General features: G+C 50.3%; 21 protein-coding genes and 2 pseudogenes. 10 read left to right on the forward strand and 13 right to left on the reverse strand.

All coding sequences use genetic code 11. The features are described 5' to 3' along the window. Positions 1-171 precede the first annotated feature (171 nt). Positions 172-438 (forward strand): annotated as a pseudogene (locus PGN_RS11510) (IS982 family transposase); the annotation flags it as partial. 675 nt (positions 439-1,113) lie between these two features. On the opposite strand, the gene PGN_RS11515 reads toward PGN_RS11510, so the two are convergent. Then, positions 1,114-1,503, reverse strand: coding sequence for a hypothetical protein (locus PGN_RS11515; RefSeq protein ID WP_155482928.1), 390 nt, complete (start codon positions 1,501-1,503; stop codon positions 1,114-1,116). A 110-nt stretch (positions 1,504-1,613) separates the two neighbouring features. On the opposite strand from PGN_RS11515, the gene purL reads away from it, so the two are divergent. Genes purL through PGN_RS07935 form a run of 3 tightly spaced genes read left to right on the forward strand, consistent with a single transcriptional unit; the run spans position 1,614 to position 7,346 of the window. After that, a complete protein-coding gene (gene purL / locus PGN_RS07925; RefSeq protein ID WP_012458443.1) occupies positions 1,614-5,318 on the forward strand; it encodes a phosphoribosylformylglycinamidine synthase in 3,705 nt (1,234 codons plus the stop codon). Beyond that, positions 5,311-6,435, forward strand: a complete 1,125-nt coding sequence (gene dprA, locus PGN_RS07930) for a DNA-processing protein DprA (protein WP_012458444.1) — start codon at positions 5,311-5,313, stop codon at positions 6,433-6,435. Before purL ends, dprA begins: the two co-directional genes overlap by 8 nt. A gap of 14 nt (positions 6,436-6,449) precedes the next feature. Beyond that, positions 6,450-7,346, forward strand: coding sequence for a glycosyltransferase family 2 protein (locus tag PGN_RS07935; protein ID WP_012458445.1), 897 nt, complete (start codon positions 6,450-6,452; stop codon positions 7,344-7,346). 46 nt (positions 7,347-7,392) lie between these two features. Here the strand turns inward: PGN_RS07935 and PGN_RS12445 are convergent. From PGN_RS12445 to PGN_RS12450, 3 genes and pseudogenes are all read right to left on the reverse strand, one after another. Next, positions 7,393-7,519, reverse strand: a pseudogene (locus PGN_RS12445) (DNA methylase). Between the two features lie 24 nt (positions 7,520-7,543). Then, on the reverse strand, positions 7,544-8,629 hold the full coding sequence (locus tag PGN_RS07940) for an IS5 family transposase (RefSeq protein WP_012458446.1): 1,086 nt from the start codon (positions 8,627-8,629) through the stop codon (positions 7,544-7,546). Between the two features lie 108 nt (positions 8,630-8,737). Next, positions 8,738-8,857 carry a DUF1661 domain-containing protein gene (locus PGN_RS12450; RefSeq protein WP_353558834.1) on the reverse strand — a complete coding sequence of 40 codons (120 nt, stop codon included), beginning with the start codon at positions 8,855-8,857 and terminating at the stop codon, positions 8,738-8,740. On the opposite strand from PGN_RS12450, the gene PGN_RS10785 reads away from it, so the two are divergent. Both PGN_RS10785 and PGN_RS07945 read left to right on the forward strand, forming a co-directional pair. Continuing rightward, positions 8,826-9,014, forward strand: coding sequence for a DUF1661 domain-containing protein (locus tag PGN_RS10785; RefSeq protein WP_080504428.1), 189 nt, complete (start codon positions 8,826-8,828; stop codon positions 9,012-9,014). The genes PGN_RS12450 and PGN_RS10785 overlap by 32 nt on opposite strands. 268 nt (positions 9,015-9,282) lie before the next feature. Then, entirely contained in the window at positions 9,283-9,861 is a 579-nt protein-coding gene (locus PGN_RS07945; RefSeq protein WP_005874170.1) for a glycoside hydrolase family 108 protein, read from the forward strand. A gap of 137 nt (positions 9,862-9,998) precedes the next feature. Here the strand turns inward: PGN_RS07945 and PGN_RS07950 are convergent, their stop codons facing one another. The 9 genes from PGN_RS07950 to PGN_RS07990 form a co-directional block, all read right to left on the reverse strand. Next, positions 9,999-10,592 carry a chromate transporter gene (locus PGN_RS07950; protein WP_012458447.1) on the reverse strand — a complete coding sequence of 198 codons (594 nt, stop codon included), beginning with the start codon at positions 10,590-10,592 and terminating at the stop codon, positions 9,999-10,001. A gap of 18 nt (positions 10,593-10,610) precedes the next feature. Beyond that, positions 10,611-11,168 (reverse strand): chromate transporter, encoded by a 558-nt coding sequence (locus PGN_RS07955; protein WP_021661730.1) that lies wholly within the window; start codon positions 11,166-11,168, stop codon positions 10,611-10,613. Between the two features lie 193 nt (positions 11,169-11,361). Continuing rightward, entirely contained in the window at positions 11,362-12,441 is a 1,080-nt protein-coding gene (gene gldN / locus PGN_RS07960; RefSeq protein ID WP_012458449.1) for a gliding motility protein GldN, read from the reverse strand. Between the two features lie 8 nt (positions 12,442-12,449). Next, positions 12,450-14,000, reverse strand: a complete 1,551-nt coding sequence (gene gldM, locus PGN_RS07965; protein ID WP_004584766.1) for a gliding motility protein GldM — start codon at positions 13,998-14,000, stop codon at positions 12,450-12,452. Positions 14,001-14,003: 3 nt separating this feature from the next. Next, a complete protein-coding gene (gldL, locus tag PGN_RS07970) occupies positions 14,004-14,933 on the reverse strand; it encodes a gliding motility protein GldL (RefSeq protein WP_012458450.1) in 930 nt (309 codons plus the stop codon). A gap of 40 nt (positions 14,934-14,973) precedes the next feature. After that, the gene (locus tag PGN_RS07975) at positions 14,974-16,449 is read right to left on the reverse strand and encodes an SUMF1/EgtB/PvdO family nonheme iron enzyme (RefSeq protein WP_012458451.1); all 1,476 of its coding nucleotides are present in this window, start codon (positions 16,447-16,449) and stop codon (positions 14,974-14,976) included. A gap of 56 nt (positions 16,450-16,505) precedes the next feature. After that, complete coding sequence (porP, locus tag PGN_RS07980; protein WP_012458452.1) at positions 16,506-17,447, reverse strand: type IX secretion system membrane protein PorP; 942 nt, start codon at positions 17,445-17,447, stop codon at positions 16,506-16,508. 82 nt (positions 17,448-17,529) lie between these two features. Further along, positions 17,530-17,751, reverse strand: a complete 222-nt coding sequence (locus PGN_RS07985; protein ID WP_005874189.1) for a DUF2795 domain-containing protein — start codon at positions 17,749-17,751, stop codon at positions 17,530-17,532. Positions 17,752-17,939: 188 nt separating this feature from the next. After that, entirely contained in the window at positions 17,940-19,445 is a 1,506-nt protein-coding gene (locus PGN_RS07990; protein WP_012458453.1) for a TolC family protein, read from the reverse strand. A 263-nt stretch (positions 19,446-19,708) separates the two neighbouring features. Between PGN_RS07990 and PGN_RS07995 the strand changes: the two genes are divergently transcribed. The 4 genes from PGN_RS07995 (at position 19,709) to PGN_RS08010 (ending at position 24,657) form a co-directional block, all read left to right on the forward strand. Continuing rightward, positions 19,709-20,959, forward strand: a complete 1,251-nt coding sequence (locus PGN_RS07995) for an HlyD family secretion protein (RefSeq protein ID WP_043876332.1) — start codon at positions 19,709-19,711, stop codon at positions 20,957-20,959. Positions 20,960-21,038: 79 nt separating this feature from the next. Beyond that, positions 21,039-21,710 (forward strand): ABC transporter ATP-binding protein, encoded by a 672-nt coding sequence (locus tag PGN_RS08000; protein ID WP_004584758.1) that lies wholly within the window; start codon positions 21,039-21,041, stop codon positions 21,708-21,710. A 310-nt stretch (positions 21,711-22,020) separates the two neighbouring features. Beyond that, entirely contained in the window at positions 22,021-23,307 is a 1,287-nt protein-coding gene (locus tag PGN_RS08005; RefSeq protein WP_230483994.1) for an ABC transporter permease, read from the forward strand. Between the two features lie 21 nt (positions 23,308-23,328). Continuing rightward, on the forward strand, positions 23,329-24,657 hold the full coding sequence (locus tag PGN_RS08010; protein WP_012458456.1) for an ABC transporter permease: 1,329 nt from the start codon (positions 23,329-23,331) through the stop codon (positions 24,655-24,657). The last annotated feature ends 335 nt before the right edge of the window (positions 24,658-24,992 follow it).

Raw genomic sequence — 24,992 nt, forward strand, 5'->3', positions numbered from 1 at the left:
GGGTTTATGTATTTGAATACAAAAATATACGATATTTCCGTAGGAGTATGTTTTGAAAAAGTTTCTTTTGTAAGTTGAGTCCAACAACTGTTTCTTTTGTGCCGATGACGTGTACTGAAAGAGAGTCGGCACTCGGAAAGGTCCGGTTTGTGACTAATTACAATGTCTGTTCGACGTTGGAATAGAAAGGTTAAGATCTCAGACAGCAAGATCATGACCATCCTGATCCTGTTTCATCTCTCAAAACACCAAAATTGGAAAGCTTTTTATCTTCAATACATCGCCTGCTCAGGTCGGCCCAAGTTTCCACATCTTGTCTCTTATAATCGCTTTGTGGAGCTACAAAACAGTATAGGCTTCAAGCAAATAGCATCTCTCAATAGGTGTTGTTTAGGTCAATGTACAGGTATCTCATTGACCGATAAGGCTCCTCTTAGAGATTTATTTGAAAAGATGAATTTCAACGATGTAAAAGAACTCGATTACCCTCTTTTTGATTGAGTGTTTGATTAGTTTTTACTACAATCCTATTTTAACGGGACAATAATAGTCTTATATAGATTGTTTTTCGATTTGTATATAATAGAAATATATAAACTTCCGTGGCAGAGTTCTTTGTCGCAGTTCGGAGATGATGATTTTATGCATAAAGATTTCTTACTGCAGGCTTGCAATAAGAAATTTTGTTTGCGAGATTCTATGCTGCAGGCTTGCAGTAAGGAATTTTGCATACAAAATTCTTAGCCGCAGGCTTGCGGCGAGTAAGTTTGCCAACAAAATCGCTATTTTTCGCTTGCAACGAGTGATTTTTTATGCAAAATCGCCATTTCACGCCTGCAAAAAGCAATTTTGTTTGCAAGATTGTACATTGCAGATAGGATTCTATGAATTTTGTTCGCGAGATTCTATGCTGCAGGCTTGCAGCAAGTGATTTTGCATACAAAATTCTTAGCCGCAGGCTTGCGGCGAGTAAGTTTGCCAACAAAATCGCTATTTTCCGCTTGCGACGAGTGATTTTTTATGCAAAATCGCCATTTCACGCCTGCAAAAAGCAATTTTGTTCGCAAGATTGTACATTGCAGATAGGATTCTATGAATTTTGTTCGCGAGATTCTATGCTGCAGGCTTGCAGCAAGTGATTTTGCATACAAAATTCTTAGCCGCAGGCTTGCGGTAAGGAATTTCTCTCGCAAGATTGTCATTACACGCTTGCAGCGAGGAATCTACCGCGGAAAATTGCCCGTGGCCGAACGCAGGCCATAGCTGATCTCCATAAAGAACATGCAGCCTGCAAATTGGCTGAAGAGCTTGTGAAGCCTTTGCTACGCTGTCTGCTTGAAACTCTGCTGAAAGTTCCTCAACCGAAGCATGGGGGGTAACAGGCGGATGACTTGGGCGAAAAGACCTATATTTATTTGTAAAGCTCCAGGTAAGCTTATTTACCCAAAGCAACTCCGATAAAACCGAAGGAGAGGCACCGGAAAGAGCCTCTCCCTTTTTCATAAACAACCTTAAAAACGTTTAGGACGCTATTGGGCACGACACTCCTTTTTTCGTTTATCTTTGTCCGTAAGAAAAAAATTCAGTCAAAAGCATTCTAAAGCATATCCATAATGATTTTATTCTTTCACCATTCGTCCGGCTCTGTCTATGCCGTGGAGAGTGAAGTTCAGTTCAGCGAAGAAGAAATACATCGGCTGGTATGGCTGTTTGGCGGAGCCGAACCCTGTCAGTCCGATGTTGTAAACGGCTATCACGTAGGCCCTCGTCGGGAGATGGTAACACCTTGGAGTACCAACGCCGTCGAGATAACGCAGAATATGAACGTTGCAGGCATACGCCGTATTGAAGAGTTCTTTCCGGTGAAAGGTGCCGATGCGGAGTTCGATCCCATGCTTCAAGCCCTTTATGAGCAGCTGGACCAAAAGATTTTCGATATAGATCGTAAGCCTGAGCCGATCATTTCCGTCAAGGACATTCGCACTTATAATGAAACTGAGGGATTGGCTCTGAGCGAAGATGAAATCAGTTATTTGGAAGGCGTGTCCGAACGCATTGGCAGGCCGCTCACGGACAGCGAGTTGTTCGGATTCTCACAGGTCAATTCCGAACACTGCCGGCACAAGATATTCGGCGGCACGTTTATTATTGATGGAGAGGAGAAGGAAAGCTCTCTCTTCAACCTGATCAAACGTACCTCTGCTGTCAATCCCAATTTGCTTGTGTCCGCATACAAGGACAATGTGGCTTTTATCCAAGGCCCGAAGGTAGAGCAATTTGCCCCCCGCAGTGCAGACAAACCGGACTACTTCGAGACCAAAACGATAGATACCGTACTGAGTCTCAAAGCCGAGACACATAATTTCCCTACTACGGTGGAGCCTTTCAACGGCGCAGCCACAGGGACAGGGGGAGAGATTCGTGACCGAATGGCCGGTGGAAAGAGCAGCATTCCGTTGGCAGGTACCGCTGTCTATATGACTTCTTACGCCCGTACTGATGGAACACGACCATTCGAAAAGAAACTATCCGAACGCCGTTGGCTCTATCAATCGCCCCGTCAGATCTTGACCAAGGCCTCTAACGGTGCCAGCGATTTCGGCAATAAATTCGGCCAGCCACTCATTACAGGATCCGTTCTGACCTTTGAACACCAAGAAACTCCCGATACTACCTGCTATGGCTATGACAAAGTCATCATGCTTGCCGGAGGTGTCGGCTATGCCAAACAGTCGGACGCTCTTAAAGGAGAGCCGTCTCCGGGAGAAAAAGTAGTAATCCTGGGTGGAGACAATTACCGCATAGGTATGGGGGGCGGAGCTGTCAGCTCTGTGAATACGGGACAATTGTCCGGCAGTATAGAACTGAATGCCATCCAGCGCTCTAATCCCGAGATGCAGAAGCGTGTACAGAATGTGATCAGAGCTATAGCGGAAAATGACAATAACCCGATCGTCTCCATCCACGATCACGGAGCCGGAGGACATCTCAACTGCCTGTCCGAATTGGTGGAAGCGACCGGCGGACGAATCGACATGGATCGGCTTCCCGTCGGAGACCCTACCCTCTCTGCCAAAGAGATAATCGGCAACGAGAGTCAGGAACGTATGGGGATGCTGATGCAGGAGAAAGATTTGGAATATGTACGCAAAATAGCCGAACGCGAACGCGCTCCCATGTATGTGGTCGGAGAGACCACTGACGATATGCGCTTCGTCTTCCGCAAGGACAATGGCGAGTGTCCTATCGACATGAAGCTGGACGACATGTTTGGCAAGCCTCCCCGTACCATCATGGAGGACAGAACCATAGAACATCACTATCAGGCACTGCAATACGACCCTGCCCGTCTGGACGAATATCTGGAGCAAGTATTGCGTATGGAGTCAGTAGCTTGTAAGGATTGGCTTACCAATAAGGTGGACAGATCTGTGACAGGACGAGTGGCTCGCCAGCAGTGTCAGGGCGAATTGCAACTTCCGCTCAGCGACCTCGGTGCTATGGCTCTGGACTATCGCGGCCATAGCGGAGTGGCTACTTCTATCGGCCATGCCCCTCAGGCCGCCTTGGCCGATCCGGCAGCCGGCTCGGTGCTGGCCATAGCCGAAGCTCTGACCAATATCGTCTTTGCTCCGCTTCGTAATGGTATCGAGGGTGTGAGCCTGTCGGCCAACTGGATGTGGCCCTGCCGTAACGAAGGCGAAGATGCCCGTCTGTACCGTGCCGTGGAAGCCTGTTCGGACTTTGCCGTCGATCTGGGCATCAACATCCCTACCGGCAAGGACTCCCTGTCCATGACACAGAAATATGAGGACAAAAAAGTGCTGAGTCCCGGTACGGTGATTATCAGTGCCGCAGCCGAAGTGACAGACATTCGTCGCATCGTCAGCCCCGTCCTCAGCCATATAGCCGCTACCGCTCTCTACTATATCGATTTCAGCTTCTGCCCGTTCTCTTTGGGAGGATCGGCCTTTGCCCAGAGCTTGGGTACTATCGGTGATGAAGTCCCCACTGTACGTGATCCGGAATATTTCCGCGATGCGTTCAATACCGTACAGGAACTCATTGACAAGGGTCTGGTTCTGGCCGGACACGACATATCCGCAGGCGGTCTGATTACGGCTCTTCTGGAAATGTGCTTTGCCAATGTAGAAGGCGGTCTGGAGGTGGAATTGGATAACCTCGTGGAAGACGACCTGATCAAAGTCCTCTTTGCCGAAAACCCGGGTATCCTCATTCAGGTAAAGGACCGCAAAGCCGTTGATAAGATCCTGACCGATGCCGGCATCGGTTTCCTCCCGATAGCCAAGCCCACCCAAGAGCGACACCTCTTGATACATAAAGACGGAGCCGAATACCTGTTCGGTATCGACCACATGCGCGACGTTTGGTATGAGTCGTCCTACCTGCTGGACTGCTTCCAGAGTGGCAATACCTTGGCCGGCAACCGCTTCGAAAACTATAAGGAACAACCGGTCGTATATCACTTCCCCAAACAATTTACGGGTGATCTGAAAGCGATGGGTTTGGATCCCGATCGAAAGACGGCATCCGGCATCCGCGCCGCCATCATTCGCGACAAGGGAACGAATGGAGAGCGGGAAATGGCCTATGCTCTCTATCTGGCCGGCTTCGACGTGAAGGACGTACACCTGACAGACCTGACCAGTGGAAGAGAGACACTGGAAGACATCCGGATGATTGTCTTCTGTGGTGGATTTTCCAATTCGGACGTACTCGGATCTGCCAAAGGATGGGCCGGCGGTATTCTCTTCAATGAGCAAGCCAAAGCCACGCTGGATCGTTTCTTCGCACGCCCCGATACGCTCAGCCTCGGTATCTGCAACGGCTGCCAGCTGATGGCCGAGTTGGAACTTCTATACCCCGAACACGAACTCAAGCACAAGCTTGTCCACAACGAATCGCAGAAATTCGAAAGCACATTCGTCACTCTCGAAATCCCGCATAACGACTCCATCATGCTCGGCAATCTGGCCGGAAGCAAGATCGGTGTATGGTGTGCTCATGGCGAGGGTCGGTTCAGTCTCCCGTACGAGGAGAAAGCCTACCATGTGGTGGCCAAGTACGAATACGACGGCTATCCTGCCAATCCCAACGGATCGCCACACCGCATAGCCGGATTGTGCAGCGCGGATGGCCGCCATCTGACGATGATGCCACATCCGGAGCGGAGCATATTCCCCTGGCAGTGCGGTTATTATCCCGAATCACAACGACACGAACATCAGGTGACACCTTGGATGCAGGCTTTCCGCAACGCTTACGAGTGGATAGCCAAGCAGGTGAAAAATGGATGATCGTCGCCCCCAACTGACAGAGGAGCAACTGCTTTTCCGCATCGCACTCACGCATGTAAAAGGCGTGGGTAGCGTGCTGGCAAGGCAGCTGCTCTCGGCTATGGGCAGTCCCGAAGCCATCTTTTCCGAGAAGAAGGAGCTGGTACAGAGGCTACCGAAAGCACCTCGCCGCCTGCTCGATGCCATCTTCTCTCCTTCGGTCATGGAGGAAGCACGCCGAAAGTTGGATCAAGCCCTCAAAGCCGGTCTGGATATGTATTTCGTCACCGATGATAACTATCCTTACCGCTTGAAAGAATGTGTCGATGCCCCCATCCTTCTTTATTCCAAAGGCAATGTCGATCTCTCGCCACGTAGGGTGCTGAGCATTGTAGGTACGCGCAATATCACGGCTTACGGACGTACAGCCACGGAGCGAATCGTATCAGGATTAGCTGAAACCATCCCCGATTTGCTTATCGTCAGCGGACTGGCGTACGGCGTCGATGTCGCAGCTCATAAGGCCGCCTTGGATAATGGCTTGCCCACTGTAGCTGTATTGGCCCATGGATTGGACAGGATTTATCCGAGCAGTCATCGTTCCATTGCTATGGAGATGCTCCGAAACGGAGGCTTGCTCACGGATTACCCTATGGGGACTGAACCGGAGCGATTCAATTTCGTCGGTCGCAATCGCATCGTAGCAGGTTTGTCGGATGCCACACTTGTGATCGAATCGGCCGAAAAAGGAGGCTCCCTCATCACTGCCGGACTGGCATTCGGCTACAATCGGGAAGTACTGGCTCTACCCGGACGAGCCACGGATAGCCGTTCGGCCGGCTGCAATGCCTTGATAAGGGATCAAAAAGCCGCGCTTGTCAGCTCGGCTCAAGATGTGCTGACGCTGCTCGATTGGAGTTCTACCATAGACGCCAAACCTCAGACATTGAATTTCCGTCCCGATAGTTGGCCGGATACCCCCGTAGCCGAATGTCTTCTCAGAGCAGGCACAGCCTCGGTGGACGAGCTGACACGCGCTACCGGACTACCTATAAACGATGTTTCGTCTCAGCTTTTCGACCTCGAATTGGACGGACTGGTACAGTCTCAGCCCGGTGGCATATACTCCGTTATATAAATTGTACGACGAAGATGTCTCCCACCTTGTCCATACTCATACCCGTTTATAAAAGGGATTGTCGCAGACTGCTGGAGGAACTGTATAAGCAGGCCGAAGAACTATCCGTCGGCTACGAAATCATTCTTGGAGACGACTGTTCCGGCGAACCTTACACCTCTCAATATATCGCTTACGAACAGGAGGGACTGTGCCGACTCGTCAGTGCCGAAGAGAACATGGGAGCCGGCCGTCTGCGCAATCGCTTAGCAGAAGAAGCCCAAGGCGAGCAGCTCCTTATCCTCGACTCCGATACCCTGCCGGCATCGCCCGACTTCATCGGGCGCTATCTGCGACATGCCTCCGGCACAACAGTCGTATGTGGAGGGTTCGTCTATCCGCCCAAATCCACCAATCCCCTCCGGCAACGATATGGCGCCGAAGTGGAAAGTCGATCGGCGGAAGAGCGAGCACGAAAACCCCACTCCGGATTCATCTCAATGGCTTTCATGATCCCAAGAAAACAGATGCTTGCCACCGGCTTCCCTCCCAATATGGGTATGGGGTATGAAGACATCCTGTTCGGCGAGCGTTTGCGACAAGCCGGTATCCCCATCCTGCATATCGATAACCCTGTAGAACATTACCACTGCGATACTGCTGAGGGATTTTTGGCCACTACGCGTAGCTATCTGGACAATCTCTATTGTCACCGCGAAGAATTGGCCGAATTGGTAAGCCTGCTCAGAGCATACAATTTGCTGAAACGGCTACACCTTATGCGAATGGTAGCTGCTTTGTGGCCACTGATCCGATCCTCATTGGAAAAGCAGCTCACGGGAGCTAAGCCCTCTCTCCTCCTCTTCAGCCTGTATAAGCTACTATACGTAGCCTCCCTCTCTTTGGCGTGTGCTGAAAAAGCTGATCCTTAGAAAGATCAGAAAAAGCAATAATTATATCGAAATGTTTGACCTCCTCTCAGAGACCTTTGCAAAATAAGGAGGTGGAGGGAAGAGGAGTTCTTCGCATAAAAGGAGCGAGTGAAAGGGGCGGCAGTAAGGAGTGAAAGTAGTTGTAAATCCCCCCTTTGAGGAGCTACTTGCACGAGCTCCTCAAGGGTGGTTATGCCTTATCCTACGGATGAGGACATAATTATCCCCGGGGTTCTGTATAAATTAAAGGCGATGCTTTCAAGAATGTTTTGAGTATGGGTCTTGGCAAGTCCCCGGTATCGACATCGTCCGCCATGAAACCACCGGCGAATACTGCCAAAGGTGCGTTCGATGGTGCTCCGTATCGGACCGATTGCTTTGTTTCGTTGCTTCTCTTCCTCGGTCAATGCCCTGTTGCGTTGTGCCTTGTGCATGATGCCGTCTTGAAGGTGATGGGTTTGCAGGTAGGAACGATTTTCCCCGCAAGCATATCCTTTGTCCGCCAAGACGGCTGTACCTTGAGGTATGTTTGCACCCTGCAATAGGGGAATAAACTCCTTCGTGTCACTGCGGTTCGCAGCTGTCGTTATCACCTTTTGAACAATGCCTTGAACATTGGTCAGACAATGCTTTTTGTATCCGTAGTGATAACGCTTTTGTTTGTACACCCAACGGGCTTCTTCATCCGTCCCTTTACGCTGACGGACAACCTGTTTTTGATAATCCTCCTCTGCCTCTTTTTCCTCCTCGCTCCGATTGTCTTCTCTGTCGTCTGCGACTTCAATCGTAATGCTTCCGTTGGGTTTATGCGGCGTCTTCACAAGGCTTGCATCGACAAGCACCCCTTCCCTGACCGAAATGTGATGGCGGGAAAGTTGTTTGTTAAACTGCGCCAATAGTTTGTCCATGAGCCCCAACTCTGTCAGTGCCGAACGAAATCGACTGATGGTGCTGTGGTCGGGAGATACCTCTTCCATCTTCAGCCCCAAGAATCGGGAAAAGGTGATTGAATCATTGATGCGCTCCTCCAAAGCACAATCACTGAGGTTGTACCATGTCTCCAAAAGCAACATCTTGAATAAGAGAATCACGTCATAAGCCGGGGCGCCGATGGCATTTTGTCGCTTCGTGTATTTCTTGTTGATCAGCGTCCTGATCGGACGCCAATCGATAAGCCTGTCAACCTGATTGAGGAAGTCGTTTTGTGCTTTGCGATAACGCTTTGAAAGGAGTGCGTCTGCAAATGTTACATGCTCATCGGTATTCTTGGATTGGTATGCCATGGGAGGAATATTATGCTGTTTTTAATGCTCAAATATACAAAATAACTCCCTATTATACAATGAATTAATAAACAAAATACACACCAATCGCCGTGCAAAGGTCTCCTCTCAGAGTGTCAACTTTTTTTCAGCACATATCTGTCGTAAAAATGGCGGTTTAGCGTTTGGAAAAACGTGGCTCGGGAATTTTTTCGTTTTGGTTCGGAAAGTAAAAATTTTACGCACCACAACGGAAAAATTCTCGCTCGCGAATTTCAGAAAATACGAACTGATGTCCGGTAAAAATTGGGCAGTTAGGAAATTCGAGATAAAATCTTCCCTTCTTTGCCATTACTGTTCTATAAAGTGTCATTACGAAGGGGGAAAACAGCCTAACCACATATAAATGGCAGTAAAGCAGACTCCATTATTACAGTATGTTTTGAAGAATCTTCATTTTTTTACCGGACGGCAATAAAAATACTTATCTTTGTAGCATAGATAGTCTCTCTCTTTAAGAGAGAAATAGATCCTTATGGATAGGATAGGCTTAAAAACGAAGGTTCATGCAGTCGGAGGAATGACGGGAGGACTGTGGAACGAGCTTTTTGTAAGACGATGCCGAATGGCTTTTGGAAGTTGACTTATGTTGAACTCAAAGAAGTTGAAGAAAGATGGCAAATGTTAAGTTATTACTCCCATATATATTGAAATGGGAAGGTGGTTTTGTCCATGATCCTGCCGATGCAGGAGGGGCAACAAACAAAGGTGTAACAATAGCGACTTGGAAAAGAGTCGGCTATGACAAAGACGGCGATGGAGACATCGATGTTGAGGATCTCAAGTTGCTAACCGATGATGACGTCCTGAATCGAGTCTTGAAACCATTTTATTGGGATCGTTGGAAAGCTGACTTAATCGAGTCTCAAAAGGTGGCTAATATCCTTGTCGATTGGGTTTGGGGTTCAGGCAAGTATGGTATTGTTATTCCTCAAAGGATACTAGGTGTGCAGGCTGATGGAATAGTGGGCAATAAGACCTTACAGGCTGTCAATAGTGCAGATCCCGATGAGCTGTTTGAGTCCATCTTCGATGCACGTCGCGAGTTCTTAGAGGACATTACAGCAAGAAGCATAAAAAAGTACGAGGATAGCATCGGACGCAAGGCCACCGAACGCGAATTGCTAAGGCATACCAATAAACGTTTCTTGAGAGGTTGGCTGAACCGTCTTGAAGATATTAGGAAGCTCTAAAGATAAAAGCCTGCAGGTTCGTACCCTGTCAACGAATATCTCCATCTGTCGATCTCGGTTGGGATAAAGCCCTTCTTGGAAATCCTAAGCCGGCCGAATGGGCTGTGTCATAATTCGATTTATGGCATAGCTCGTTTTCAGAAGCCGTATATCAGCAGGCCGGCGAGACCGGCAAGCAGTATCGTGAGGATGGGATGGAGCCACTTCTTGACAGTGACAAGGAAGGAAAGCAGGAACAGGAGGATGCTCCAAAGGTCAGTGAAGTTCTCCCGTACGACTACCTGATTGAGGCTTGCCGAGCCGGTGGCGAACAAGGCTGAAATGAAGTCCGGCCGGAATGTGAGCAATAGTGCTGCAGCCGCGATCAGGCCAACAGAAGTAGGACGTACCATAGTAAAAGCGGCATCGACATAGGTGTTGCGTCTGAATCGTGCAAAAAAGGCCGAAATAATCAATACCAAAACGAAAGATGGCAGGCTGACGGCTACCGTAGCCAAGACGGAGCCCCATATGTTGCCGGTCACGGTATAGCCTATGTATGTGGCACTATTGATGCCTATGGGGCCGGGTGTCATCTGGCTGACGGCAACAATATCCGTGAACTCCTGCGCTGTGATCCAACCGTAGCAGTTCACCACTTCATCTTGAATCAGCGACAACATGGCGTAGCCTCCACCGAAACCGAACAGCCCGATCTTGATATATACCCAGAAAAGTTGCAAATAAATCATCGGATCGAAAGGGATTGATCAGGAATGCATATTCCGAATACGAAAGCGGAGGTAACGACTATAGAGAATACCCAAAGCTGCGGCAACGAGGATAATCCACACGGGTGATATTCCGGCATACCAAACAAGAATAGCAGCAAGGATCGGGATCCAGAGCGAAACGGCTTTCATCTTCATGGCTTTCCATGTAGAGATGGCCGGAGCTGCGATCATAGCAATAACAGCAGGACGCAATCCTCGGAAAATGGCTGCAATGATTTTGTTGTCCCTCATCTGCGCAAAGAACATGGCTACAGCCAGAATGATCAGGAACGAGGGAAGAATAGTCCCCAAGGCACAAACGGCTGCTCCGGCATATCCTCTGAGACGATAGCCTACGAAGATGGATATATTGACGGCAAAGACTCCGGGCAGGGATTGCGCAACGGCAAAAAGATCCAGAAAATCCTCCTCCGATAGCCAGTGGTGCTTATCCACTATATCGGCCTTGATCAGTGGCAACATGGCATAACCTCCACCGAAGGTGAATCCGCCGATACGGAAAAAGGTGAGAAAGAGGGATAGATATGGATTCACGGCAAAAAAGAGACAGCTTGACAAAACGGACAATCCACGGCGTTACGTTCGATTACGAGTATAGGCAAGCATATATAGGTGCAGTCCGAATACTCTCAGTCTAAGCCTTTAGCATGTTATCTACTTCTTCAAACTAAAAGGGGATATGCCAAAATGTTTTGTTTTGACACATCCCCGGATAATTGTTTTTGTATTACTTGCGGCGACGAACCGAGCGAGTCGCAGCCTTGTTTTTAGAAGCTTTCTGCTTTTTGGGTTCGACGGCCTCAGTCTCAGCAGCCCCCTCGCCTTGTCCGCGTGTTCGGCTGGTGATATTTTTACCACGAGCCTTTTCCAGTTTCTTTCCCTTGCTTTTCTTTGTCTCCACCTGCTTCATCCATGTGGTATCCTGTGTCACAAAGAGCCCATCGCGGAAGCCTTGTAATTCCTTGTCGATACGTTTGCTCTCCATCTTCATGGAATCGGGCGTAGGACAGTATTCGGCCAAAGCTCGGTTGTGCAGATTTTCTGTCTTGACGATGTCGCCTTTGTATAGATTAAGACGGAAGAAATCGTCTATCGTAGAATTGCGAGTATTATTCAGACTGCTAAGCATTACTCGTTCACGAGCGATGTAGGGACGGATATTTTCGTAAGGAATCCAGAACAAAGGCTGATTGCGTACTTCGCCGAATTCGTCTTGGCCGGTCATGATCGGACAAATGGCTTGGATCTTAATGTCCACATCGCTATTGGTCGGAGTGAAGTACCATTCCTCCTTTACGTAGTAGGCTTTGACTTCTGCCGAGGGAATGTCGCTGTCGGCCACCTTGAAGAGCTCCGCATTCTTGTTCGTACTCGGTTGGTAATAGATGCCAAACCTGTCCAGAAACTCTTGGAACTTGATCTTGTACTGGTCTGTGAAGGCTTCGAATCCATCCAGATATTCGTACACGTCGAGGCTGTTGGAATTGATGAGTCCGAATATCGTGCTGAAGAGATTCTTGCGATCACCAATCGGACGGGGTGGATAATAGAGTACCGCGTTGGACTCTTCCATCAGGTCTACGCGTCGGTACACGACTCGCCTCCAGGGGGCGTTGTCGGTCTTCTGTGTCAGACGTCTGTTGAATTCCTGAGCACGATTGGATAGAGTAGTCATTTGTTCCACCTCGGTATTGCGCGGTGCTCGACCCACTTGCGGAGAGCGGTTGTTCGTATTTTCCTGCGCAACGGACGGGATACTGACCGTCGCTGCAAGGATCGCTCCTATGACTGCTTTGAATACTTTCATAAACACTTTTAGTTCACAATTACTTCAATGGCCGGAATCTTACGTTCGATACCATCCGGACCGCGTGCAATTACTTCTGTTACGTAGAAACGCTTGCCTTTGCCCAGATTCTGTATTTGTCGTTTTTGTCTCTCAGAGAATGAAGCTCCGTCGGAAACTTCGGGAATCGAGTTGCCCATCGAATCATAGAACACGAGTTGGAACTTCACCACTGTGTAGTTTACTTCCAGCAAATCATCGTCAAGAGCGGCTTTAATGCCGCCTGCTGCCAGGATTTCACGCTTACCCAAACGGCCACCCTTGAAGCGTTTCGTGTTCCCTTGCACATCCTTATATTCGATATAGGGAAGAGGATCGGGGAGAGCTCTGACACGTAAGGTAGTCTTTGCCATTTGGATGGTACGGCCTCCTGATTGAGCTGTGACGGAAATAATGGCTTCGCTGCCTACTTTCGTCGGCCGTGCTATCCAGAGATTGCCACGGCGAGTGAGCGTACCATTGTTGATCGTTGCAGAAACGTTTTGCTGAGCCACACCCGGTACGGCGATATTGATCGGATTGTCTATACCGGCATAGAGTACATTCATCATCGTCGGAGCAACGGAGGCCATTGGTTCCGTAACGAAGTATTCGCTTTCAAAGTCACGACGAATCTTAACCCCATCGTTACCCATCATTTCGATATATCCTTTGACCGGATATGTGCCCGGTGCACCTGCCGTAGCCGTAAATAGGCCCATGTTCTCGGGAGAAAGGAGCTTACCGTTTACAAATACGTCCGGTCTTTGCGTGGTATCTACACTGGAGAGGACGATATTGGCCTTATATGTATCGCCCGACATGACGATTTGGCTCTGTGGAATCACTTGTGCCGTGATACTGTTCACACGATAATCCCCCACATCCACGCTCTTTACCAGATCGGCAAGTACTTCGCCCTGAGCATAACGCACATCGCTTTGGAGCTTGGTCAGGAGTGTAATGGCTGCTACAGTAGGCATATTCTCGAACAAAGAACTTTCCCAAGATTTGCCTTTGGTGCCGGATTCTGTGTTAAGGGCTTGTTCTATGAGTTTCAACTTCGCCTTGTCGGTCATGAGTGTAGCGACCAGCTCGCGGAACTTGTCCACCTCCTTGCGAAGTGTGCTGCCTTTACCGTTGATCGGATTCAGCATTACTACGGAAGAAGCGTCGAGATTGTCCTTTCGTCTGATATCATTGACTTTTGCATCTTTCCCATCCGACTCACGGGCAATGGCCAACTTCAGATCATCTATAAAGGTACAGAGCGAATCAGCCTCTTTCTGTAAGACAAGGCTACGTTCATACCATACTTTCACCTTTTCGGGATTGGTGCGATAAGCCGTATTCAGCTCGGACAGCACCAGATTGTTGCGCTTATCGGAGCCGTCGATGGAAGAGGTTAAGCTCTTATCCACTTTGTCGAAACCATCCAGTACCTCACTCGATACGTTCAAAGCCATCATGGCGATGAACACGAGGTACATCAGGTTGATCATCTTTTGCCTATTGGCATTCCCATTAGAACCTACTGCCATGGCTTATAAGGGTGAGCTGCCGGATGATGAAGGATTAGAAGCACCAAAATTGCCGGGCATACCGGGTAGACCTACATTCGTTGTCAAGGCTTGGAGCAAGCGAGCATACACCTCGTTGAGTTGGGTCAGTTGGCGTGCCATACGCTCGTTTTCGTTGCGGAATGAAGAACTGTCGATGACACTATTGTCATACATATCTCGGATATGAGCCAATCCGCGGTTGATGCGATCGATGGTGTCGATCTGGGAGCTGATGCCCTTGAGCTGTATTTCGTATATGGTATTCAGGCCGGAGATATTGCGACTGAGGCTTTCCATCTGCTGGATATACGATTGCGAATTGAGACGCAGGCCTTCCTGATCCGCTTGCATCTGCTCGTAGCTCTCCGTCATGGCGGCTGCAGTCCGGCCGATACGGGCAAGCTGTTCGCCTGCTTCAGCCAGTTTGTCTATGCCTTCGCTCAGGCGTTGGATCTGCTCTTCCGGCAGTATTCCGGTCAGTTGGGACTGGAAAGGAGTGGCAGGCTTGGGCTGTTCTTGCGGTTGCGTACCCAAAGAGGCAGAGGCAAGGCGCACAGAAGATGGCCTTTCCGCGTATGCAGCTGCTTCTTTGGCCTTTTCACGAAGATACTCCCGACGCTGCTCCATCTCCCGACGGTCCATCGGATTCTTCGAGTCCAGTTCGGGGAAGACCTCTTCCCAGTGATATTCCATTGCGGGTTTTTCAAAACCGGAGATAAAAAACACCAAGAATTCTGTGATCATCCCCACGAAAAGCATCTCATTGCCCATCGGCAAATGGAGCAACTTGAAGAGAGCACCCAAAATCACCACAGCAGCACCCCAACTATAAACGATATTGAGAAGTCGGCGTCCTTTGTGACTGGCCAAATACATCTCAAGGATGTTCTTGTATCTTCTATAATGACCCATAATACTTGTTTTTCTTGTTTTGAATATAGATTGGCGATACTTATTTCTTTATGCTGCGACGCGAACTCTTAGGAGCCTTTCCGGAAGAGAAGGCAATGGAAGTACGTACACAACGGAATCCGATATAGGAACGACCTACGTTCTGGTATTCATGGCTACGAGTAGCCGAGCGGATGAAGCGAGCCACATCTTTCCACGAACCACCGCGTACTACCTTTTGCTTCAGGATGTACGGATCCGTGAGCGCAGCTTTGTATTCCAGTTCGGGATTGATGTCCGACATTTGTTTGAGTCCGGACTCCGAAAATGCCGTGCTGGTCCATTCGGCCACATTGCCTGCCATATCGTACAAGCCGAAGTCATTGGGCGAAAAACTGGATACACGAGACGGTATCAAATGACCGTCAGCCGTATAATCTCCCTCTCCGGGCTTGAAATTGCCCAAGAAACAACCCCGTCCTGTCCTCAAGTCTTCGGTACTCCAGGGATATTTATTGTTGGAATCGCCCATTCGGGCAGCATATTCCCATTCGGCTTCAGTGGGCAGACGGAAGTCGTCCATGATCTGTCCTTCAGGCAAGCGAATACCTTTGCGGAAGAATTCCGACCGCCACGCACAGAACGCCTGAGCCTGTTCCCATGAAATACCTACTACGGGATAATCATCGTAGCCCGGGTGATTGAAATACATTCTCGTATAAATCTCGGTACGAGCATTGGGGAAATCATTTACCCAGCAGGTCTCATCGGGATAGATCGGTACGATGTATGTGTTGAGAAAATCGTATTCGCTGCTAAGCGGACGCGTAATGGTTTCGCTGATGATATTGCCGCTTTCGTCCACAAAAGCCGTGTCTTTCGATATCATCACTACGGCGTTGGGGTCTACCTTGATGTCCGTATTCAGATTGCGCTTTGCGGCCTTGAGCTGATGCTCGCGCAAAGCTGCCGAACGATAATCGTAGACTTCGTACCGATAGACCATTTGATCCGGATTGAGCTTTCGATCATGAGTGACGGGATTGGTATAGTAAACGCTGTTGATGGCAGCTATTTCTTCTTCGGTAGCCCGCTTTTCGGAAGGAATAGGTTTGCTCCAATCCAAATGAGGAGTTACGGGTTCGCCGAACTTATTCTCGGTAATCTTGTATTCTTCGTTGCCGCCGTATGCAGGATCGGCCAGACGTTCGCGGATGATGGAGTCCCGAACGTAGTAGACAAACTGGCGGTATTGGGCATTGGTGATCTCCGTCCGATCCATCCAAAAAGCATCCACAGATATAGGGCGCGATTCGGCAGGTATGCCCCATAAGCTGTCTGCCTCTTTGTTGCCCAACACAATACTCCCTCGGGGAACCTGTATCATCCCGAAAGGCGATGGCTCATTCCATGAAGATAGCTTGGCACCGGTCAGTTCACCGCCAACAGCCCGTTTGGAAGAGCCGCACGACGAAATAGTGAAAACTCCAAACAGAAAAAAGCCTGCAAGAGCGAAAAACCTGTTCTTTCTACACATACATTATTTATATATCTGCTTCGCTGCTCTCCCCGAATCCTGCGCTAAGGCAGTTTTCAGAGGAAACGAATGCTTTTATACTTTGCATCTCTATTCTTCGTATTGCTCAATGGGAAAGAATAGCTGACCAGCAATTCGTGGCTTCCCCATGAGGCTTTAGCCAGTACCGATGTCGGCCACTCGAAAGCATAGCCGGCATAGAACTTGCCCAACTGCATCCCCAAGCTCACTCCCACGGCTTGTGTGGGACGATACATCAGTGAGGCAAAGAAGCGGTTGTTGTATGACATTCCCATCGTCACGTCCAAACGAGAACTGTGCCCGTCAGTAGCTGCAAAGATAGAAGGATGCCATGCAAATAACGAATAAATGGAGCGGATATTGTATCCGGCAAGGAGATAATAATGCCTTGTCAGATCTAATATGTACTGTTCATTGAGCGGAATTGCCGGAGCGGTCAGATGGGTAGAGCTGAATCCGACGTACAATTCTTTGCGGCGGTAGTATATACCTGCACCGATGTCGAAGGCCTTTCCGCTCACTTTGGTAAGGGGGATGGCCGGATCGTTCTCCGTCTCGAGCTCCACCTTGGTGCCATCGAAAGCCGTATTGACGAGTCCGGCTTGGAGGGCGACGGACAGATCTCCGCCGAAGAGTTTCTGCTTGAAGGCATATTGCCCCATCAGCTCATTGATGGCAAAGAGCCCTCTCGTTTCGGTCACTACCCGAACTCCCATCCCATGCTCTCTGTCGAAGAAGCGAATAGGCGCATCGGCCAGTACGACGAAGCTCTTAGGACTTCGGGGCATGCCTTCCCATTGTCTATTGTGCAGCGCAGTAATGAAAATCTCTTTGCGCATACCGGCATAAGCCGGATTGTAGTAGCCGTATGCACGGGTGTACTGAGCCAGCAATAAATCGCCCTGAGCGAAAACATCCTCTCCCCCGGCCACGGTCAGGAGCAGGAGCAGAATGAGCGAACGGAAAGATTTATGCAAGACTGATGCCACGGTGGTAAAACGAAGCCCCGAGTGCTATTATTGCACATCCGGGGCATATTCGCTTAAGGAGATTACATTATCAGTACTCTTCTTCGTTGAAGAAAAAATCCTCTTTGCTCGGATAATCCGGCCAAATATCTTCTATCGATTCGTAGATTTCCCCTTCATCTTCCATTTCCTGCAGATTCTCGATGACTTCAAGAGGAGCACCCGAACGTTGTGCATAGTCTATCAACTCATCTTTGGTTGCAGGCCAAGGAGCATCTTCCAATTTGGAGGCTAATTCTAATGTCCAGTACATAATGGTTAGAGTTTTTTGTCCAATAATACTTAGCACTTTGCCTCGGCCGGAAAGATTTCTAACCGACTTCGCGCAAAAGCATGCGCAAAAATAGAAGAATTCTCCGGTTTGCCAGCATATACCTTTTCAGGTCAATCGGGTATCAGTCGGTTTCCTCCCATTGCTATGATCGTCCGATTCCTTTGTCCCTATAGCTCTTCCATGGGTATATCGATCTCCTCATCGCGTACCGGATCATAGGCCGTCAGGCTACGCAGATTGTAGTAGTAGCTCCAATAGTGATGCAATGCTCTGACGAGCGAGGTACGCGCCAGGTCCTTGGCATCCTGTGCCGCATTCAGATCGAGGGTGGAAATAGCCCCGACGGTGAAAGTTTCCACGGCAGTATGATAGCGCGCCTGAGCGATACTGTCGGTACGACGTGCCAATTCGAGGACGCGAAGTTGGTTGTTGTGTTTCTCCACCAGCAGGAATATCTGCCGGTGCCAACGCTCTTCTTCCTGTCGCAGTCGATGCTCTTCGAGACGGCGGTTGCTCTCGGCCAAGCGTATCCGACCGCGTCCGCGTCCCCAATCCACGAGAGGAATGCGCACGCCTACGGAGACAGAGCTGTTGTCCTTCAGACGTCCGCCGTATGCATCGTGCAGATTGTCCGCCTGTCCGGCATATCCGATTTGGGCCATCAGTTCGATGGAGAAGCGTTCGGATTTGGCTCGGGCCAGAGAACGATCGGCTTCGAGCATCCTGCGCTTCATCTCTCCGACGAACGGATGATTGCGTCCGGCCAGCTCCATCACCCGTTCATAGCTCACGGGTGTGAAGATCGTATCGGCCGGTATAGAGAGGGAGAGGACTTCATTCGGCTGCAAACCGAGGAAAATGCTCAGGGACATCTCCGCTCCGCGCAAGGCTGTACGGCTCGAAAGAATTGCCGAAGAAGCCGAAGCGTAGCTGATCTCCACGGCTCGCAATTCGTTTTCGGACAACTTCCCGATCTTCTTTTTGGCACGCGCCACTTCGACCAGCTTCGCCGTATTACGAAGGTTGGTCTCCGCATTGTTGTACTCTTCCCGTGCCAGCAGGGCCGAAAAGTAATGATCTATACAGCTTACGCTCACCTCCTCCGTATTGGCCACGAATCGCCGGCGAGCCTCTTCGTAACGCACGGGTTCTATGCGGCGACTCCATTTCATTTCGTTCAGTCCGAAGAGCGGTTGGCTCAGGGTCAGGCTGATCGGTACGCTCATGAAATGCCTGTCAGCTCCTTCCGTGCCGAGCGGATTGATATGCTCGAGCGAACTCACCAAAGAGAGCTTGCCGCCCGTAAGCCATATATTCTGATCCACGGATATATGTCCTGACAGGCGCAAAGCATTGGAGCGGACGAAGCTGTAAGAGCCGTCCGGCTGCTGATAGAGCGAATAGGCACGCCTGTAGTCCGGCAGTGTGGCTGTCAAGTTCACTCCGGGCAGCAGTTCTGCCCGATAGGTGCGCCACTGCCAGTAGGCCGCTCGAAGCTCTTGCAGTGCCACGGCTGCATCCACGCTCTGCTTTCGTGCCAACCGGATGGCTTCCGTGAGGGACAAAGGGGATGGATCCGCGGCGGCAACCTGCTGTGCCGAAACCTCGCTCCATGGAGTCGGACCCAGGGAGGCGAAGCAGAGGGAGAGGAGGAAAAGGCTTTTTTTCTTCATCTTTCTTTCGTTTTTATTGCACCTTTCCGACAGCAAAGTTTATGCCGCTACCCTTAAAAGGCTGATAATATGCAAGTTTTCTCTGATGGCGAAGTGTCCGACTGTTCGGAAACGAACACCCGAACTGTCCGAAAACGGACAGTGGACACTTCGGCCAATCGAATAAGTGACTGATAATGAGGGCAGGGGATTGTTTGGCATGGCATTTGCTCTTCGGAAGGCGGCGAGCAACAAAGCTCGCACCGGAAAAAAGAAAACGATTCATGGACAGACAAGTTTCGCCCGAACGGCTCAAACGTGAAAAGCAAAGACGTTACCTCATCATAGCAGCTTCGGCAGTCCTTCTCTTCTTCGGCGGATGGTGGTTGCTCTCCTCCATGCAAGGCTCCATATCCGCAGCCTCTCTGCGTTTGGGGCGGGTGGACAAAGGAGAAGTGCAGATCGCTACCTCGGCTTCCGGCGAAGTGGTGCCGGCTTTCGAGGAGATCATCACTTCGCCGGTGCAGGCGCGTCTGATAGCTGTGCTCAAGCATGCAGGCGATTCGGTACACCGAGGTGAACCCTTGTTGGAACTGGACTTGCAGTCCGTGCGCACGGAGTTCGAGAAATTGCAGGACGAACTGCGGATGAAGCAGACCCAACTGCATCGGCAGGAAGTACAACTCCGCGGAGAACTCAACGCCAAGCGACGCGAACTCAAGGTCAAAGCCATGCAGAACGACCGCCGAAGAGCAGAGCTCCAGAGCGAAAGGTATTTGGATAGCATCGGAGCAGGTACGACGGATAAGGTACGCGAAATAGAGCTGGCCAATCGTGTGGCAGCACTCGAATACGAGGGTATGGTGGAAAACCTGCACGATCGTGAGGCCACGGCTGCTGCCGAACAGGCTACTGCCCGGCTGGAAATAGAGATTTTCAGGAAAACTTTGGAGGAGAAACGCCGTCAGCTGGATGATGCCCGGATAGCTTCTCCTCGTGACGGAGTGCTCACTTTCGTACTCAGCGAGGTGGGTACGCTTATCGGTGCAGGCTCTCAAGTGGCCACCGTGAGCGATCCGAAGCACTTCCGCATTCAGGCCGACATAGCGGACGACTATGCCCAACGCCTCTCGGTCGGTGCCAAAGCAGTGGTAAATCTCGATGGCCGTCGTATAGAAGGAACGGTGACGAACATCACTCCTGCTGCCAAGAATGGAGTGGTACGCTTCTATGTGGGATTGTCGGCAGACGAGACGTACGCACTGCGTTCGGGCTTGAAAGTCAGCGTCTATGTGCTCACGGCTCTCAGAAACGAATGTGTGCGGATCCCCTTCGGCAATTACTATCACGGCGAAGGTCTGTATGAAATGTACGTACGCCGGGGCAGTACGCTGGTACGTCGGGAGGTGCGTCTGGGCGGAAGCGGCGAATCGTTCGTGGAGGTCATGTCCGGTCTCGAACCCGGCGAAGAGGTCGTACTCCAGACCCTGGATGCAGCATTCCGCAATAGCAAGAAGATCAAGCTGAAAGACTGAGGACGTCCCGGTCCGGGAGTCTGCCCTCCATCCGAAGAGAATGATAAGAAGAAACCATAACGAAACATAACAGAACAATATGGATGCAATCAAACTGACCAACGTGAGTCGCATCTTCCGTGCCGGCCTGATGGAAACGGCCGCTTTGGAGGATATCAACATCAGCGTAAACGGCGGCGAGTTCCTTTCCGTCATGGGACCGAGCGGATGCGGCAAGAGTACGCTCCTCAACGTCATGGGTCTGCTGGACCGTCCTACCACGGGGACGGTGGAAATCCTCGGACAGACGGTACACTCCATGAACGACAAGGCTTTGGCTGCTTTCCGCAATGAAAAGTTGGGATTCGTATTTCAGAGTTTTCATCTCGTCAATACGCTCAATGTGCTGGACAACGCCATGCTGCCGCTCCTCTATCGCCGCATGAGCGAAAGTAAAAGGAGGAAGGCGGCGTACGAAGTCCTCGAGCGCATGGAAATGACGCATCGGCTGCGCCATTATCCCCAACAGCTCTCCGGAGGTCAATGCCAACGCGTGGCCATTGCCCGCGCCATTGTAGGCAATCCCGAGATTATCCTCGCCGACGAACCTACCGGTAACCTCGATTCCAAAATGGGAGCGGAAGTAATGAGTATCCTTCATCGGCTTAATACGGAGGACGGACGTACTATCGTCATGGTCACTCACAACGAATTGCAAGCCCGGGAGACGAGTCGGACCATCCGAATGTTCGATGGGCATCAGGTGGGTTAATTGGTTGAAATACAGAGTTTTAATGGTCATTCTTGAGGGATGCCCGAATCGACTTCAAAAGGGGGCTAAACCAAACTATATAGTTTGACCAAACCAAAGTATATAGTTTGGTTCAACCAAAGTATATAGTTCGGTCAGACCAAACTATATAGTTTAGTCAGACCAAAGTATATAGTTTGATTCGGCCCTTCCAAAAGGATAGAAAAAGCATATCGCAAAGATGGTGCCGGAGGCTCGGGACAGAGGTTCCCCCCTTCCCATTCGGACGCCTTCCGCATCCATCGAAATAACCGCACAAGAGACAGAAACAATGAAAAGATATATCAGACAATCGTGGCAAATCATCCGGCAGAATCCGGTGCTCAGCGTTATCGGCATTATCGGTACGGCCTTTGCCATTTGTATGGTTATGGTACTGGTGCAGCAAGAGTATATGAAGGTGGGAAAGTTCTCGCCCGAAAGCAATCGTTCGCGCTGGTTGGTGACCCGAGGTGCCACCATGACGACGAAGGATACAACGAGAAACATGACCATGAATACCAACTTGGGTGGGTATCAGGTATTAGAGATATTCCGCAAGCTCGAAACACCCGAAGCCGTAACGGCTTTCGAGGGACTTTCCATACCTGAGCCGGGCCTTGAACCGCGCTTCTGCGTACGCGAAGGCGAGCAGGAAGTCCCCGTCACGACGAGATATACGGACGAGGCTTTCTGGCAGGTGTTCGATTTTTCTTTCGTCGCCGGCAAGCATTATACCGAGGCGGATGCCCGATCGAACATCGCCGTGGCAGTCATTACCGACAGGTTGGCGCGCCGGTTCTTCGGCTCTTCGAGCGAGGCCGTCGGCCGGCAAGCTCTGATCAATGGGCGCAAATACACCGTCTGCGGAGTGGTGCGCCATGTGACCCCTTTCTGCAACTTCGCTTACGGAGATGTGTGGATGCCTGTGTTCAGGCTGTACGAAGAAAGAGTGAAGAACAACCTATTCTCCAGATTCAATGTAATCTGTCTGGCCAAAAGCCCGAAGGACTTCGATGCCATCAAGGAAGAAGTCGGGGCCTTGACTGCCAAGTGCAATAGTGTGCAGGAGAAGTTCAATATCAGTTTTCCCGGCCAGCCTGCCGATCAGTTCACGACGATGCACCGCAAATTTCACCGTGACGATACCGAACCTCTGGAGTATCGCCGTCGCTTCATTCTCCTTCTGGCAGTGTTTCTGTGCATCCCGGCCATCAATCTTTCGGGTATGACCCTTAGCCGTATGCGTCGCCGTTTGGCCGAATTGGGCGTACGACGCTCTTTCGGAGCCGTCCGATCCGATATAGTCCGCCAAGTGCTGGCAGAGAATATGCTGATCAGTCTGATAGGAGGGGCTTTCGGATTGCTTTTGAGCTATCTGGTCATGGCCCTCTTTCCCTCGTGGCTCCTCAGCGTGGGGAGCCGGGGAATGATGCAGGGCGACATCAACGGAGCCATGTTCAATCCCGTCATTTTCCTGATAGCTCTCGTCTTCTGTGTGCTGATCAATCTGCTCAGTGCCTTTATCCCTGCCTGGCGCATATCCAAGACACCCATCGTAGAATCCCTCTCCCACTAACCTCATCATACAGATATTATCATGCTACATCATATTATCAAGATCATCCGTGCCGAACGTCGTGCCAACCTCTGGATATGGCTGGAGATGCTCGTCGTATGCGGCCTGCTTTGGTTCGTCACGGACTATGCCGTGACAGCTCTGCGTGCTTGGACACGCCCATTGAACTACGATATAGAACACGTGTACCGCCTTACCCTTGCAACCGTGCAGAAAGACAAGGACGGAAAACGGAAAGAGATGTCCGCCGATCAGGGAAAAACCATGATGCAAACCCTCGATCTGATCGCTGCATATCCCGGAGTGGAAGCGGCTTGTCTCCAACAGTGGGGCGGTCATTATTCCTCTTCGTCAAGTAACAGTAGCTTTCAACTGGACACCGTATCACTCATAAACGTTGAGGATCGAATGGTTTCGCCGGATTATTTCCGTGTATTTCGTGTCTATGGAGCCGATGGTTCTTCGCCGGAAGAGATGGCGGAACGATTCGGCAAACTTCACATGAACGATCTCCAACGGGACTACTATCTCTCGCGCAATGCCCTCGACTATGTGGAGAAAGTCAATGGCGAAGGACGAGAAAGCGACCGCCGCTACATAGGCCTGTCGGATAGCATCAACTACAATATGGTATCCGTTGTCGATGGCGTCCAAAGCGAAAAGAGTATCCGATACAATCAGACACTGCGAGGACTCATACCGGATCAGCCCAAAAACGAAGCTGAAAGTACCGGCTATGTCAGCCTGAAGCCCATCACCGAAGAGTACATTTCGCAAAACGAACTCATATCTTACTCCGTCTATCTGCGTGTCTCTCCCGAAGCGGATACGCCGGACTTCAAAGAGCAGTTCGTGAAAAGGATGAAAGCCGTGACCAAGGACGATACCTATCCTGTACTGACGATGAATGCTGTCAGTGAAGACCGGGCAGGGATATTGGCCGATCCTGTCCGGCAGATCAATAATCATCTGGCCATCGGTTTCTTCCTCCTGCTCAATATATTCCTCGGTATCGTCGGCACCTTCTGGGTGCGAACCGAGCAGCGACGCGCCGAAGTAGGAATCCGCCGTGTAGTGGGATCCACGAACAGGAGCGTATTCTCGCTCATGTTCGGCGAGGGGGTTATACTGATGACACTGGCTTTCCTGCCTGCGGCCGTAGCCGCATGGTACGTCATGTTCCATACAGATCTTTGCGACATCAAGGTGTTTCCTCTCGGCCGGGGACGTCTTTTGCTCGGATTGGGGTGTACTTATTTGCAGATGTTGCTGATGGTTTTTCTCGGTACTTTCATCCCCGTACTGCGTGCTTTGCGTGTGCCTCCGACCGAAGCTATCCGCAGCGAGTAGAGGTAGTTGGGATCCATTCTCCCACGTTCTCCCTATACCTTATTATATATAGCAGCTACGAAACGGCCGTATCGTAGTACAACCGATCCGTCCGGTCTCGAAGGGGCAGGAGCCGAAACAGGACTCCTGCCCCTTTGCCGTCAAGCCTTTGTTTGCAGTTTGCAAACCGGAAAAGAGACAAAACCTCCGTTCATAATAGGAGATTTTGATTCGGCTTCCCTACCTTTGTGTGGCAATAGCTCCATACGGATTTGTCGGAATTTGTTTCTCCTCAGGCGTTTTGTGTGCTATTGCTTGGGAAATGAACCCGACAAAACAGAAACGATACTACCTAT

It is taken from the genome of Porphyromonas gingivalis ATCC 33277, from assembly GCF_000010505.1.
Taxonomy (GTDB): domain Bacteria; phylum Bacteroidota; class Bacteroidia; order Bacteroidales; family Porphyromonadaceae; genus Porphyromonas; species Porphyromonas gingivalis.

What these genes read in the sequence shown, in the direction of transcription:
- dprA (WP_012458444.1), top strand. Translation starts at nt 5,311, where the DNA reads ATGGATGATCGTCGCCCCCAACTGACAGAGGAGCAACTGCTTTTCCGC.
- gldM (WP_004584766.1), bottom strand. Translation starts at nt 14,000, where the DNA reads ATGGCAGTAGGTTCTAATGGGAATGCCAATAGGCAAAAGATGATCAAC.
- PGN_RS08000 (WP_004584758.1), top strand. Translation starts at nt 21,039, where the DNA reads ATGGATGCAATCAAACTGACCAACGTGAGTCGCATCTTCCGTGCCGGC.
- PGN_RS07935 (WP_012458445.1), top strand. Translation starts at nt 6,450, where the DNA reads ATGTCTCCCACCTTGTCCATACTCATACCCGTTTATAAAAGGGATTGT.
- PGN_RS07975 (WP_012458451.1), bottom strand. Translation starts at nt 16,449, where the DNA reads ATGTGTAGAAAGAACAGGTTTTTCGCTCTTGCAGGCTTTTTTCTGTTT.
- PGN_RS08010 (WP_012458456.1), top strand. Translation starts at nt 23,329, where the DNA reads ATGCTACATCATATTATCAAGATCATCCGTGCCGAACGTCGTGCCAAC.
- purL (WP_012458443.1), top strand. Translation starts at nt 1,614, where the DNA reads ATGATTTTATTCTTTCACCATTCGTCCGGCTCTGTCTATGCCGTGGAG.
- PGN_RS07990 (WP_012458453.1), bottom strand. Translation starts at nt 19,445, where the DNA reads ATGAAGAAAAAAAGCCTTTTCCTCCTCTCCCTCTGCTTCGCCTCCCTG.
- PGN_RS07995 (WP_043876332.1), top strand. Translation starts at nt 19,709, where the DNA reads ATGGACAGACAAGTTTCGCCCGAACGGCTCAAACGTGAAAAGCAAAGA.
- PGN_RS07940 (WP_012458446.1), bottom strand. Translation starts at nt 8,629, where the DNA reads ATGGCATACCAATCCAAGAATACCGATGAGCATGTAACATTTGCAGAC.
- PGN_RS07985 (WP_005874189.1), bottom strand. Translation starts at nt 17,751, where the DNA reads ATGTACTGGACATTAGAATTAGCCTCCAAATTGGAAGATGCTCCTTGG.
- PGN_RS08005 (WP_230483994.1), top strand. Translation starts at nt 22,021, where the DNA reads ATGAAAAGATATATCAGACAATCGTGGCAAATCATCCGGCAGAATCCG.
- gldN (WP_012458449.1), bottom strand. Translation starts at nt 12,441, where the DNA reads ATGAAAGTATTCAAAGCAGTCATAGGAGCGATCCTTGCAGCGACGGTC.
- PGN_RS07950 (WP_012458447.1), bottom strand. Translation starts at nt 10,592, where the DNA reads ATGATTTATTTGCAACTTTTCTGGGTATATATCAAGATCGGGCTGTTC.
- PGN_RS07945 (WP_005874170.1), top strand. Translation starts at nt 9,283, where the DNA reads ATGGCAAATGTTAAGTTATTACTCCCATATATATTGAAATGGGAAGGT.
- PGN_RS11515 (WP_155482928.1), bottom strand. Translation starts at nt 1,503, where the DNA reads ATGAAAAAGGGAGAGGCTCTTTCCGGTGCCTCTCCTTCGGTTTTATCG.
- gldL (WP_012458450.1), bottom strand. Translation starts at nt 14,933, where the DNA reads ATGGGTCATTATAGAAGATACAAGAACATCCTTGAGATGTATTTGGCC.